Annotated in this window: 14 protein-coding genes; 7 read left to right on the top strand and 7 right to left on the bottom strand. The window is 33.6% G+C overall.

Annotation, left to right across the window (positions count from 1 at the left end; translation table 11 throughout):
* From N4A45_01085 to N4A45_01060, 6 genes are all read right to left on the bottom strand, one after another.
* A complete protein-coding gene (locus N4A45_01085) occupies positions 1–459 on the bottom strand; it encodes a hypothetical protein (protein ID MCT4663809.1) in 459 nt (152 codons plus the stop codon).
* A complete protein-coding gene (locus N4A45_01080; protein MCT4663808.1) occupies positions 452–937 on the bottom strand; it encodes a GAF domain-containing protein in 486 nt (161 codons plus the stop codon). The genes N4A45_01085 and N4A45_01080 overlap by 8 nt, the downstream gene beginning before the upstream one ends.
* Positions 937–2226 carry a glutamate-1-semialdehyde 2,1-aminomutase gene (hemL, locus tag N4A45_01075; GenBank protein MCT4663807.1) on the bottom strand — a complete coding sequence of 430 codons (1290 nt, stop codon included), beginning with the start codon at positions 2224–2226 and terminating at the stop codon, positions 937–939. Before hemL ends, N4A45_01080 begins: the two co-directional genes overlap by 1 nt.
* Positions 2227–2310: 84 nt before the next feature.
* The gene (locus tag N4A45_01070) at positions 2311–3639 is read right to left on the bottom strand and encodes an ABC transporter permease (protein ID MCT4663806.1); all 1329 of its coding nucleotides are present in this window, start codon (positions 3637–3639) and stop codon (positions 2311–2313) included.
* Positions 3640–3643: 4 nt separating this feature from the next.
* On the bottom strand, positions 3644–4540 hold the full coding sequence (locus N4A45_01065; GenBank protein MCT4663805.1) for an ATP-binding cassette domain-containing protein: 897 nt from the start codon (positions 4538–4540) through the stop codon (positions 3644–3646).
* 10 nt (positions 4541–4550) lie between these two features.
* Positions 4551–5609, bottom strand: coding sequence for an anhydro-N-acetylmuramic acid kinase (locus N4A45_01060; GenBank protein ID MCT4663804.1), 1059 nt, complete (start codon positions 5607–5609; stop codon positions 4551–4553).
* Between the two features lie 117 nt (positions 5610–5726).
* Here N4A45_01060 and N4A45_01055 point away from each other — a divergent pair, with 117 nt between their 5' ends.
* Positions 5727–6608 carry a sterol desaturase family protein gene (locus N4A45_01055; protein ID MCT4663803.1) on the top strand — a complete coding sequence of 294 codons (882 nt, stop codon included), beginning with the start codon at positions 5727–5729 and terminating at the stop codon, positions 6606–6608.
* Here N4A45_01055 and radA read toward each other — a convergent pair.
* Positions 6600–7976, bottom strand: a complete 1377-nt coding sequence (gene radA / locus N4A45_01050) for a DNA repair protein RadA (GenBank protein MCT4663802.1) — start codon at positions 7974–7976, stop codon at positions 6600–6602. The genes N4A45_01055 and radA overlap by 9 nt on opposite strands.
* Before the next feature lie 273 nt (positions 7977–8249).
* On the opposite strand from radA, the gene rfaD reads away from it, so the two are divergent.
* Genes rfaD through N4A45_01020 form a run of 6 tightly spaced genes read left to right on the top strand, consistent with a single transcriptional unit; the run spans position 8250 to position 13046 of the window.
* Positions 8250–9227, top strand: coding sequence for an ADP-glyceromanno-heptose 6-epimerase (gene rfaD / locus N4A45_01045; GenBank protein MCT4663801.1), 978 nt, complete (start codon positions 8250–8252; stop codon positions 9225–9227).
* A 3-nt stretch (positions 9228–9230) separates the two neighbouring features.
* On the top strand, positions 9231–9884 hold the full coding sequence (locus N4A45_01040; protein ID MCT4663800.1) for a peptidoglycan-binding protein: 654 nt from the start codon (positions 9231–9233) through the stop codon (positions 9882–9884).
* A complete protein-coding gene (locus N4A45_01035) occupies positions 9881–10243 on the top strand; it encodes a hypothetical protein (GenBank protein MCT4663799.1) in 363 nt (120 codons plus the stop codon). The genes N4A45_01040 and N4A45_01035 overlap by 4 nt, the downstream gene beginning before the upstream one ends.
* Positions 10244–10267: 24 nt before the next feature.
* A complete protein-coding gene (locus tag N4A45_01030) occupies positions 10268–11095 on the top strand; it encodes a hypothetical protein (protein MCT4663798.1) in 828 nt (275 codons plus the stop codon).
* On the top strand, positions 11096–11587 hold the full coding sequence (locus N4A45_01025) for a GTP-binding protein (GenBank protein ID MCT4663797.1): 492 nt from the start codon (positions 11096–11098) through the stop codon (positions 11585–11587).
* Positions 11571–13046, top strand: a complete 1476-nt coding sequence (locus N4A45_01020; GenBank protein ID MCT4663796.1) for an ATP-binding protein — start codon at positions 11571–11573, stop codon at positions 13044–13046. The genes N4A45_01025 and N4A45_01020 overlap by 17 nt, the downstream gene beginning before the upstream one ends.
* Positions 13047–13139 lie beyond the last annotated feature (93 nt).

Below are 13139 nucleotides of genomic sequence, written 5' to 3'. Positions count from 1 at the left end.
CTAGTTGAGTTTATGATTTAAGACAAATTCTTTGATCGGTAATTCATATTCTTTTGCTCCAACACGGTACGTGAAAATGGCATTTTTAAAGGGTTCTTTTCCATAGAGAGAATTGGGTAATGAAACATAGTCTCCCACTTTGTCAATTTTTTCTTTAAATAAAGCCGTACAAGTAAGTATCGAAGGTAAGTCTCTATCCGTTGGTTCGTATAAATCTGGGATGGCTTCTAGGGTGTGTTCTCCTATTTTAAAGCTTATTGGTTTTACTTTTTCCAATTTTTCCCCTGTAAATACAATATAAAATTTAATTCCTCTATCATGTGTTTTTACGTCTGTGTAGTAATGATAAGAAGTCTTAGTTACTAAAGAAGATATTTTTTCAGGCTTCAGTAGATTACAAGAAGTAAACACCAATAAAGTGGTAATCAATAAACTGATTTTTGTGATCGCTTTAAACATTTTTTTCGTTTTTAATGACTTGTGAAATTAATAAACATATTTGACTTAGGAAAATTTCATCTGTTTTTCCAAAAGCAGCTGGTTTATTGGAGTCTATATCTATTTGTCCAATCATGTCTTCTTCTAGAAACATAGGGACTACAATCTCCGATTTGACATCGATATTACAAGCGATATAATTATCCTCTTGGTTTACATCGTCAATAATAAATGTATCTTGAGACTCGGCAGTCTGTCCACAAATACCTTTCCCGAAAGGGATTTTAGTATGTTCGGTTTTGCTTCCTACATAGGGTCCCAGTTCCAGCATTCTTTCTTCTGTTTGGGAAACCATATAAAAACCTGTCCAATTGTAGTAATCGAGGTTTTGATCAATCAGTTCACAAGCTTTTTTCATGGCTTGCGTACTTGAAGGTTTTTGAGATTGAAGAAAGGTTTCAAATTCCTTCAGGATATTTTTAAAAATAATTTCCGACATTATTTTACAAGTATTTCTGTCAAGGCTTCATCAATAGCTTGAGCCGTTTGTTCAAGAAGTTCTGAAGTATGTGTATGGGCAATAAATAATGTTTCAAATGCTGAAGGAGCTAAGTAAATTCCTCTTTTTAGAACTCCATGAAATACTTTTTTGAAAAGATCGGCATCGGCAGCACAGGCATCATCAAAATTGGCAACCTTGTTTACTCCAAAATGAAAACTAATCATGGATCCATTTCGGTTGATTACGTATTGAAGTTGATGTTTATTAAATACCTTTTCTAATAAATGATGAAGAAATTCGGCTTTTTCATCTATTTCTTTGAAAATTTTTGGGTTTTCATAAAGTTCTTTTAGGAGCGTTAATCCTGCTGTCATTGCCATGGGATTACCAGAGAGTGTTCCAGCTTGATACACGGGACCTTCTGGAGCAATCATTGCCATAACCTCTTTTCTACCACCAAAAGCTCCTACTGGCATTCCTCCACCAATTACTTTACCCATGGTAATAAGGTCTGGTTTGATTTCAAATTTATGATGAGCACCTCCTGCTGAAAGACGGAAACCTGTCATTACTTCATCAAAAATAAGAAGAGCGCCTTCTTGATCACAGATTGTTCTTAATCCTTCAAGAAAACCTTCATGAGGGGGAATACACCCCATATTTCCTGCCACGGGTTCTATTATGATAGCGGCAATTTCTCCGGGGTTATCTGTAAATACTTGTTTGACACTTTCAAGGTCATTATACCTTGCTAATAAAGTGTCTTTTGCTGTTCCTTTTGTAACTCCAGGAGAGTTTGGAACTCCAAGTGTGATGGCTCCTGATCCTGCTTTAATCAAAAAAGCATCGGCATGACCGTGATAGCAACCTTCAAACTTGATAAATTTTTCTCTATTTGTATAGGCTCTAGCTAAACGAATGGCACTCATGCAAGCTTCTGTTCCAGAGTTCACCATTCTTACTTTATCTACAGCCGGCATCATCTTGCAAATCAATTCTGCTAAATCTGTTTCAATCTCCGTAGGAGCTCCAAAAGAGGTGGAATTTTCCGTGGCGTTTTTCAAAGCTTGTGTAACACCAGGGTGTGCATGTCCAAGAATCATAGGTCCCCAAGAACCAATATAATCGATATACTCTTTGTCATCTACATCTACTAAGATAGATCCGTGAGCTTTTTTGAAAAAAACAGGTGTTCCGCCTACTGATTTGAAGGCACGTACAGGAGAGTTTACTCCACCAGGAATAAACATTTGAGCACGTTGAAAAAAAGATTCACTCTTCGTCATTTTAGCTATTTTTGAAATTCTGGGTAAAGATACACTCTCTTCTTTTTTTGAATTGTATTTCAGGGTGGATTTTTTAAAAGTCTTTTAATCCTTCATTCGAATCCATTTCCAAAGATCTTTATAGCTTGCTTTTTTACCAAAATTGAGCAAACCATGTTGATATATTTTGGAGGAAATTTTAACCATGAGCATAAAAGAGAGTAGCAATAATATAATGGCTGTAAGTAGCTCCCACCATGGAACACCAAAAGGGAGACGAATAGCCATTACAATAGGTGAAGTAAGTGGAAACATAGACATAAACATTCCTACAGGTCCATCGGGATTATCTTGAAGAGAAATTCCTACATATATGGCAAGCACCAATGGAATGGTTACGGGAAGCATAAATTGCTGTGTATCTGTTTCTGTATCAGATGCTGCACCTATTGCTGCAAAAATGGACGAATAGAGTAAATACCCTAAGATAAAAAGGAAAAAAGCACCAAAAATAATCTTACCAATTTCTAATCCTTCAAAATTCATGATGATATTTTCCATCACCCCAGAATTCATCACTTCTTCCATAATCTCTTCGGCTTCATTGCTGGCAACTTGGTCGGGCTGTGGGATAAAGGCAGAGAAAATAAGACTACTAATTCCTGCTAGAATTCCCCAAATACCAAACTGGGTAATGGCAACTAAACCTGCTGCAATAATTTTCCCGATCATTAACTGAAAAGGTTTTACAGATGAAATAATGACTTCTATTACTCGAGTCGTTTTTTCTTCCAAAACAGAACGCATAATAGAAGCTCCATGAACAAAAATGAACATGTAAATTCCCATTGCTACAATCATTCCAATGATAAACCGAATATAAGTGTAGGTTTCGTCTCGTTCTACTTCTTCCTTGTGATCGGCACTATAACTAATATAGCTGATATCTACATTTACATCTATTTTGTCAAGTACTTCTTGCTCTATTTCATAATAATCCATTTTTACTTTTCTAAAACGTTTTTCAATGGTTCTTTCTATATATGAAATGATGGAAGTATTGGGAGTCGCGTTGGAGTAGAGTTTGACACTTTTTCCTAAATCTTGAATATTCTCTCTTTTAAGCGAAGGAATGACTAATAATCCATAAGCATCTTTTTTGCTGGCAACGAAATCTTTAGGTTGATCTTTTAATGATTTAATCAGCTGAAAATCAACTTGCTTATTGTCTTTAAGGTCTTTTTCTGACAGATAATTGGTTTCATCCAATACATAAAGAACAGATTGATCGGCTTGATTTGCAACAATAAGTACTCCCACTATTGAAAACAAAGCGACCATGATGACTGGAGCCAAAAAAGTGAGAATCAAAAAAGATTTTTTCTTTACCTTATTAAAGTATTCTCTAAGGATAACTATTTTGAGTTTTTTCATGATACTATTCTGCTACAGCGTTGATAAATATTTCATTCATACTAGGAATATGTTCCTTAAAAGCTAGAAAATCTACAGTTTCTGGAAGGTTTTTCACAATTTGCAATGGGTTTTCTATTTTAGATAAATCCAATTTGTATTGCCAAAAAATACCTTCTTGTTTCTGCTCAAGAACATGAATATTTTCCTCAAAAGAAAGTGCTTCTTGATGATTGACCTCTAGTAAATAAATCGCATTTCGGAACTGATTTTTTATCTCGGTCTTTTTACCATCTAATATTTTGTTGGATTGATGAATGAGACAAATATGGGAGCATAAATCTTCCACAGATTCCATGCGGTGAGTGGAAAATAAAATGGTTACTCCTTCCTCGTTCAAACGAATAATTTCGTCTCTTATCAGATTCGCATTTACAGGATCGAAACCAGAAAAAGGCTCATCTAAAATGAGTATTTCAGGTTCGTGAATAACGGTGGCAACAAATTGAATTTTTTGAGCCATTCCTTTTGATAATTCCCTGAGTTTTTTACCATTCCAGCCTTCTATTTTAAGTCTTTTGAACCAATCATTCATATTGGCTTTTGCAGTCTTAACATCCAAACCTCTTAACTGAGCAAGATATAATAATTGATCCTCAACCTTCATTTCTCTATAGAGGCCTCTCTCTTCGGGTAAATAACCAATTTTTGAAAGATCTTCTCTAGAAATCAGCCGATCATTCCAATAAATTTCGCCTTTTGTGGCAGGGATAATTTGATTGAGTACACGCAGGAAAGTGGTTTTTCCAGCTCCATTGGGTCCTAGAATTCCATAAATACTCCCTTTGGGAACAGAAATGGAGAAATTATTTAAAGCCGTAAACGCTTCATAATTTTTAGTAATGTTTTTTATTTCTAACATTTTTTTATAATCAAATAGGATAAAAAATAGTTCCAGAAGAATGATCTCTCAAAGAACCAGTGACCGAAGATAAGATATTGATTTGGTTCTTAAATCTTAAAAAACCTAAAAAGGCAAATATTAATGCCTCCTTAAAGTCGATGAGTTCCTTGTTTGGAATCATTATTTCACATGATGTTTGCTCTCGAAGTTTATTGATAAAAAATTGATTATAAGTTCCTCCTCCTGTGATTAGCACATTTTTTTTATGATCAATTTCTTTACTTATCTGTTCTGTGAAATGCACGCAAAGGGTATGGAGTTTATCTTGGGTGCTTAGCTGATTAAAGTTGTCTAAAATAGCCCAAAAATGACTTTCGAGATTTTCAATAGAAAGTGATTTAGGAGTTTTTTTGGAGTAGTAGGAAACACAATTTAGTTTATCTAAAAGGGCTTCGTTGAGCTTTCCAGATTGTGCAATTTGTCCACCATTATCATACTCCAATCCCATTTTTGAAACTTCTCTATTTAGCAAATGATTGAACGGGCAGAGATCCCAAGCAATTCGTTCTTTTTGTCGTTCTAAGGAAATATTGGCAAATCCTCCTAAGTTGATACAGGCTTCATATTTTGAGAAAAGTAATTGGTCGCCAATGGGAACAAGTGGCGCTCCTTGACCGCCCAATATAACATCTTGTTGTCTGAAATTACAAACCACAGGATTTTTAGTTAACTGTGAGAGTAAATCACCTTTGGTAATTTGAAGTGTATAACCCTCATTGGGGTTGTGGTACACGGTATGACCATGCGTTGCAATAGCATCAATTTGGAGATTTGGGAATTCTTTTTCAAACTCTAAAATATAGTGATATTGTAGTTTAGTAAAGGAAATTTCAAGTTCTATGAGTTCTTTACCCGAGAGAAAATAGGCTCCTAAAAGCTTATTTTTCCATTCCTGAGAATAGGGATAAAAAGCAGTTTGATGAATTTGATATTCCCACTTGTTATTATTCTTTGAAAAAGAAGATAAGCAGAAGTCTAAACCATCACAAGAGGTTCCAGACATGATTCCGAGTATGTGTTGAGGCATTCAAACAATTTTTTATAAATATACCAAATACAATATTAATAAACAGTTTGTCCTATTTTTGCTTTCATAATTGTAAGGTTCTTTAAGGGAAAAGACTATTATTAAAATTGAGACTCTATGCTAGAAATTATATCAAAAGCTTACAGTAATTATTACCAATATCTGATTAAGGAAATTACCAGCCCTGGATTAGAAAATTATTTCTATGCTTTAATACTTTTTTCACTTGCAGTTTGGGGTTTAGAGATCATTCATCCTTGGAGAAAGCACCAAAAAATTATTAGAAAAGATTTCTTTTTGGATCTCTTTTATATGTTTTTTAATTTTTTCATTTTTAACCTGATTCTTTTTATTGCACTTTCAGATATGGTGCATTTTGGTTTTCAAAGTCTTTTAGCCTATTTAAATATCTCAGAGCAGAATTTGCAATTATTCAATATTTCAGAATTTCCTGTGGCAGTTGGTTTGTTAGTCTTTTTTCTTTTATCAGACTTTGTGCAATGGGGTGTTCATGTTACTTTACATAAAGTTCCTTTTCTTTGGAATTTTCATAAAGTGCATCATTCTGTAAAAGAAATGGGCTTTGCTGCACACTTGCGTTATCATTGGTTTGAGACATTTGCCTATAAGCCAATAGTGTATTTATTGTTAGTATTGATAGGCGGTTTCGAGGTTTCTCAGGTATTTTTGGTGCATTATTTTGCTTTGTTAATTGGGCATTTGAATCATTCCAATTTTGAATACGATTTAGGACCTTTGAAATATATTTTTAATAATAACAAAATGCATATTTGGCACCACTCAAAAAAACTCCCTAAGAATCATCGTTTTGGAATGAATTTCGGAATTTCTTTGAGTATTTGGGATTATATTTTTAAAACAGCCTACATTCCTCACGATGGAAGAGATATCCCTTTGGGTTTTCATAAAGATGAAGAAATGCCAAAAGATTTTATAGGGCAAGAACTGTTTCCGCTCACCAAGAAGAAATTAAAATAAGGCATGATAAAGTTCTAATACAGAGCTTACATAGTTGATTTTTACATGATACTGATCAGGATTGTCAATTTTTGAGTAGGAGCTTACAAAAACATCTGAAAAACCGAGCTTTTGAGCTTCCAAAATCCTTTGATCAATTTTTCTAGAAGGGCGTACTTCGCCATTTAAACCTATTTCCCCACAAAAAGCCACTTTTTTATCCACTGCACAATCCTCATTGGAAGATAAAATGGCTGCCACAACGGCTAAGTCCATACTTGGATCATCCATTTTAATTCCTCCTGTGATATTCAAGAAAACATCTTTTACTCCTAATCGAAAACCGCATTTTTTTTCCAAAACTGCCAAAAGCATATTTAGTCTTCTGGTATCAAACCCCGTCGTGGAACGTTGAGGTGTGCCGTAAACCGCAGAGCTTACGAGTGCTTGAACTTCAATCATTAAAGGGCGGACACCCTCAACTGTTGCTGCAATAGCTGATCCGCTTAAATCCTCTCCCAATTGATTGGAGAGTAAATCTGAAGGATTGTCAACAGGAGAAAGCCCTTGCTGATTCATTTCATAAATCCCTAATTCATGAGTAGAACCAAATCTATTTTTGCTACTTCTGAGAATTCTATAAGCATATTTATTGTCTCCTTCAAATTGAAGAACAACGTCCACCATGTGTTCTAAAACTTTGGGTCCAGCAATATTTCCATCTTTAGTCAAATGACCAATGAGAACAATGACAGTACCTGTTTCTTTTGCAAATCGCATGAGCTCTGTAGTACACTCCTTAATTTGTGTGATGGTTCCAGGGAGAGAATCTACTAAGGGGCTTTGTAGTGTCTGGATAGAGTCAATAATCATCAGTTGAGGTTGATGCTTTTTGGCTTCTTTTAAAATCGAATGCGTATTGATTTCTGTATAAATCATGCAATTTTCATTCTGATGATCAATTCTATCAGCACGAAGCTTTATCTGTCTTTCAGATTCTTCACCAGAAACATAAAGTGTTTTTATTTGATGCTGAAAAAGGGCTAATTGCAACATAAGAGTAGATTTTCCGATCCCAGGTTCTCCACCAAATAAGACCATCGCACCCGAAACCATACCGCCTCCCAATACTCTATTAAATTCACTATCGGCAAGTTCAATTCTGAGTTCGTTTTCTAAAGAAATTTCTGCTAAAGATTTTGGTTTATGTTGGATATCTGCATCTGTAGATTGTACCCACTGGGGAACTGAAGAAGCTGATTTTTTAGGCACTTTATGCTCCACAATTGTATTCCATTCTTTACAATAAGTGCATTGTCCTTGCCACTTAGAAAACTCATTCCCACAATTATTACAGTAAAAAACTGTCTTTTCCTTTATCTTAGCCATCTTCTGTTATGCTTAATTGATCTAAATTCTATTTTTCAAATTTAGTGTCAACGAAGGTAATGAAAATTTACTTTTCGATTTAGAAATTTAGAATTTACAAAAAGACTTCGTTATAAAGGATTCTTGTGGGTGCTAAAAATTAAAAAGGATATTATTTTTAACCAAAGTTTATGAGGTTATTTTGTTGTATAACAATATTTTGAAATATAGAGTAATCAGTATTGAATCCATGGATAATTTAGTACATTTGTCTGTTAATAAAAGTACAAAAAATTGGGTGAAATAATAGTTACAGGCGCGGCGGGGTTTATAGCTTCGGCATTGGCTAGTGATTTATCTAGAGAAGGAAAATCATTGGTTTTAGTAGATGATTTTTCAATTCGTTCTAAGCAAAAGAATTTTCAAAATTTAAAGGAAGCTACTTTTGTCCAAAGGGCTGATTTTTTCAATTGGTTGTCTCAAAAAGATGCCAGTGAAATTGAATTAATTATCCATTTAGGAGCAAGAACAGATACTGCAGAGCAATCAGTAACATTATTTGAGGAATTAAATATTTCTTATTCACAGCGTGTGTGGAATTATTGTAGCGATTATGAAATACCATTGATCTACGCATCTTCAGCAGCTACTTATGGTGATGGAAAACTCGGTTTTGAAGATTCTCATGAACTCATCTCATCATTAAAACCCTTAAATCCTTATGGAGATTCTAAAAACCTATTTGATATTTGGGCTTTAGAGCAAGAAAAAACACCTCCATTTTGGGCAGGTTTAAAGTTTTTTAATGTGTATGGACCCAATGAATATCATAAAGGTAGAATGGCTTCAGTGATATTCCATGCGTTTAATCAGATTAAAGAAACAGGAAAAATGAAGCTTTTCCGATCTCATAATGCCAATTTTGAAGATGGGCAACAATTGAGAGATTTTATTTACGTGAAAGATATCGTTCATGTAATTAATTTCTTGAAAGAAAATGGAAAAACAGCGTATTCTGGAATATATAATTTAGGAACAGGGAAAGCAGATAGCTTTTATCATTTAGTTAAATATACATTTGAGGCACTAGATTTACCCGAGGTAATAGAGTATATCGATATCCCCGAGGATATTCGTGAAAACTATCAGTACTTTACAGAAGCCAATATGAAAAAATTGGTTAATATTGGGTATAAAAGACCTTTTACCAGCCTTGAAGAAGGAGTTAAGGATTATGTGAAGCAATATTTGAATAAAAATAGTTATTTTTAACAAATGAAAAAAATAGGTAGAATATTAGTGTTAGTAGCCCTACTGATTATTTCTTATTTGATTTACCAAGAATATCAACGAAGAAATATGTCACAAGGTCTCTTAGTGTCTATTTCCGATGAGATTGATCAAGATTATTATAACAATGAATTAGTCTTGGAATATTATCATTTGGCAGATCAATTAAATGGTAGAATACGCAAGGCTTGGCACAATCACTTAAAAGATATTCGAGATCAAAAGGAAAACGACCCTGACTTTATCAATTCACAAGTGTCATTTAACAATGAACATAGGATTTATAAAACAATCGAAAAGAAACTGATTTTTTCAAAAAATGAGAAGCTAAAGGGTCGAACAAATCAGGATATTTTCACGCTAGAAAATTGTAAGCAATATCGTTTGAATAGCAGAAGCTGTAAACTCAATAATTGGATTTTATTTGAATATGGAGATACAGATGAAGCAATCAAAATAGTGCAGAAAAAACTCAGCAATCTGGGATATACACTTCCAGTTGATGGGATATTTTTATCAGAAACCGAAACCACTGTTAAAAGCTATCAGACCAAATATGGAATGGAGCCCAATGGTAAAATTGATTTACCCATATGGTTGCATTTATTTGGAATTGAAAGTAAAAAAGAAAAGCTATGAGCAAAGGTAAAGAAGAAAAGAAACCAGTAGAAGAAAGCAAAGCTCCAATCAGCAATGATCAAAAAATTGATGTAATAAAAGAGCTGATTTTTGGAAATAATATGCGCGAATACCAACAGGAATTCGAGGATGTGAATGTCAAAATAAAGGAAGCCGAGCAGCGCTTGAGCGATCAACTAAATCAATCTAAGGAAGAACTCTATGATTATATTGAAGAAATGAGAAAAGAATTCAATAATAAGATCGATGAGCTGCAAATGAACCTTAACCAAGAAGTTGATCGATTGGATGATCAAAAAATGGATCGCCAACTATTGGCAGATCAATTAGAGAAAATGGCGCGTAAGATTAAGGAGTAATCGAATCTGCTAGACATTAAAGAATTGAAAGAAGACGAACAAAAGTTTGAGCAACTCAAAAAGTTGCTACTTCATAATGAGCAAACTATTCTCGATGAACATCAAGAGGGGATAGCGGATTTACGTGCTCAATTGAAAAACTTTGAAGAAAATTTCCCTGTCAAATCCAAAGAACAAATGGAGGAATTGATGGCGGATTTTAAAAAGCGTTTTCCTGATGAATTTAAAAGTCTGATTACAAAATCCATTAAGAATCAAGTACGAGAATCTCAAGATGAAATGGTAGAGGCTTTGCATCCCATTATTGGTAAATTGATTAAAAAATTTATCAGAAAAGAGATAGAGAAAATCAGTGAAGACATAGACACACAAGTGAATACATTCTTTACTGTAGATGGATTAAAAAGGTGGTTTAATACGAAAATTAGAGGGGTTGACTATAGTAAGCAAATACTGCAAGATAAGGTCTCAGCACCTATTGTAAAACAAATTTTCTTATTAGATTCAGAATCAGCTATTTTACTAGGGTCTTACTCCACAGAAGATACCGTGGATGAAGATTTGGTTTCAGCAATGCTTTCCGCAATTACAGATTTTGTAGAAGATGCCTTGCAAACCGAAAAAGAGCATTTGGAATGGCTAGAGTACGAAACGCATAAATTGCACGTAAAGAGTATTGGAAAAGCAGATATTGCCTTTGTAATAGATGGTAACCCACATGCAGATTTTAAAAGTGAATTGGAAGATAAAATCTTTGAATTTGCTGAAAAAGGTTTTAAGGAAGACCTAACAGAAGAAGAGTTTGGCAAAGTATTGGCTAAATTCTTTGACAAATTTACCCACAAAAAATAAATGATAAAAAAGAAGGTCGTTATATTAGGGCATTTCGGAGTAGGAAAAACTTCTCTTACAAATCGATATGTACATAAACTTTTCTCAGATAAGTATCTGACGACTATTGGTGTAACTATATATAAAAAAGTAGTTGAACTGAATGCTAGTGACTCCATACAAATGATCCTTTGGGATATTGCTGGAGAACAAGATATGAGTCTGATTAATCATAAATACCTCAAGGGGGCGCATGCTTTTGTGTATGTTGTTGATCTTACAAGAGAAGAAACATTTGTAGCTCTAGAAGAAGATTTGATTAAATTGAAGACACACCTTTCAGATATTCCTTATGTTACCGTAGGTAATAAACTGGATTTGATTGATGAAAGCCTTGCTTTGTCTATCAAAGATACCTATCAATTAGATTTTCTTAGTAGTGCCAAAACTGGGAAAAACGTTGATAATTTTTTCTTTAAAATCTCAAAAGATTTACATGAAGAAGTTAAATGAACTGAAGTTTAAATATACGAGTAATAGTACTCAGATTATTATTTTTGATAAAAATCAAATAATAAAAGAGTCTTGTCATACCATTTTTCCTGTAGAAATCGGTGTGCATCTTTCAGTTCCATTTCCTTTCTTAGAGCCTTACACAGAAGAATTAATTGAAGAAGGAATTTCAGAAAAACTCGATTGCGTTACCATAGAGTTAGTTGGAAAACGTTTGCATTTAGATTTTACTATTGATCAACAAAGTGATCAATACATTATTTTCTTGGAAAATCATACCATCACTTATCAGGCGAGAGAGATTATCCAACAAAAAAGAAACGAATACTTTATCTATAGTGAGCACCTTGAGCAGATGCAAAAAGAAAAGGATTTGTTTTTTCAGAAAATTAATCACGAAATAAGAAACCCTCTCCAAAATTCTCTTTTAATGCTTGAGAGAATGAAAGAGGATCATTTGGTTGCAGATAAAAGACTACTTCATACTTTGATAAACAATATTGAATCTGCGGCATATATTGCCGAAGATATTCTAGAAATTGCAAAGCTCAAACGAGGGCATGTAAATATTCGTAATAAAACGAATAAACTTGTTGAGGTTTTGAGTGAAATAGAAGAAAAGCATCGATATAGATTGGAGATCAATAATAACAAAATCGTATTAGATTTAGATGTTAAATATCATCATTGCTATTATTTGTTTGATAAATTGAGAATTAATCAAATATTTGATAATCTGATTATTAATGCAAATAAATTCACCCAAAATGGTACAATTACCTTCGGGGTTGAAAATCATGTGGATTTAGGAGCATTTTATAAATTTTCATTCTATGTAAAAGATACGGGTGTAGGAATGACTCAAAATCAAGCAGACCAAATATTCGATGATTTTGTTCAGGTGGCTAATGAGCAAGCTCAAAAAGGTTTTGGTTTAGGCTTGGCAATTGTAAAGCAGTATGTAAAGCTCTATAGTGGTAAAATAAAGGCTTTTAGTGAGAAAACCATCGGAACTATTATTCGATTTGATCTTACCTTTGAGAAAAGCTCAGAAAGAGATCGTCTTATTGAAAATCATCAATTAACTGCAGAAGGTGTTAAAATATTATTGGTGGATGATGATCCAATAAGTTTATTGCTATTGAAAGCTGGATTTGTAAAGCAAAAATCTCATATAGACACCGCTAGGACTGTAGGAGAAGCTATTGATAAATTAAAAATAAATTCCTATGATTTTGTCATTACAGATTATAATCTAAATGAAGAATATACGGCTTATGACATTAAAAATAAGGTAGGTACAAAAGATTCAGGAAATGTAATGAAATGGATTATTCTATCAGGTGATAGTATAAAAGAAGAAGAATTTAAGGAGCGAGGATTCCATGCGGCAATTCAAAAACCCGCAAACCTCAACAAAATCCTCAAAGTCATTAACCGCCTACAAAGTTGTGAATAATAAAAAAAGCCCTAAAATCAAATGATTTTAGGGCTTTTTGATACCTAAGTGAAAAATAATAAAAAGGTTGAGTTCAAAAAAACAACCATTAAC

Source organism: Flavobacteriales bacterium, assembly GCA_025210805.1.
Taxonomy (GTDB): domain Bacteria; phylum Bacteroidota; class Bacteroidia; order Flavobacteriales; family CAJXXR01; genus JAOAQX01.
This window is presented reverse-complemented; position numbering and strand designations above follow the sequence as displayed.

Bases quoted from the DNA above. Each gene is read 5' to 3' on its own strand.
- N4A45_01085 (MCT4663809.1), bottom strand. From the start codon at position 459: ATGTTTAAAGCGATCACAAAAATCAGTTTATTGATTACCACTTTATTG.
- N4A45_01080 (MCT4663808.1), bottom strand. From the start codon at position 937: ATGTCGGAAATTATTTTTAAAAATATCCTGAAGGAATTTGAAACCTTT.
- hemL (MCT4663807.1), bottom strand. From the start codon at position 2,226: ATGACGAAGAGTGAATCTTTTTTTCAACGTGCTCAAATGTTTATTCCT.
- N4A45_01070 (MCT4663806.1), bottom strand. From the start codon at position 3,639: ATGAAAAAACTCAAAATAGTTATCCTTAGAGAATACTTTAATAAGGTA.
- N4A45_01065 (MCT4663805.1), bottom strand. From the start codon at position 4,540: ATGTTAGAAATAAAAAACATTACTAAAAATTATGAAGCGTTTACGGCT.
- N4A45_01060 (MCT4663804.1), bottom strand. From the start codon at position 5,609: ATGCCTCAACACATACTCGGAATCATGTCTGGAACCTCTTGTGATGGT.
- N4A45_01055 (MCT4663803.1), top strand. From the start codon at position 5,727: ATGCTAGAAATTATATCAAAAGCTTACAGTAATTATTACCAATATCTG.
- radA (MCT4663802.1), bottom strand. From the start codon at position 7,976: ATGGCTAAGATAAAGGAAAAGACAGTTTTTTACTGTAATAATTGTGGG.
- N4A45_01040 (MCT4663800.1), top strand. From the start codon at position 9,231: ATGAAAAAAATAGGTAGAATATTAGTGTTAGTAGCCCTACTGATTATT.
- N4A45_01035 (MCT4663799.1), top strand. From the start codon at position 9,881: ATGAGCAAAGGTAAAGAAGAAAAGAAACCAGTAGAAGAAAGCAAAGCT.
- N4A45_01025 (MCT4663797.1), top strand. From the start codon at position 11,096: ATGATAAAAAAGAAGGTCGTTATATTAGGGCATTTCGGAGTAGGAAAA.
- N4A45_01020 (MCT4663796.1), top strand. From the start codon at position 11,571: ATGAAGAAGTTAAATGAACTGAAGTTTAAATATACGAGTAATAGTACT.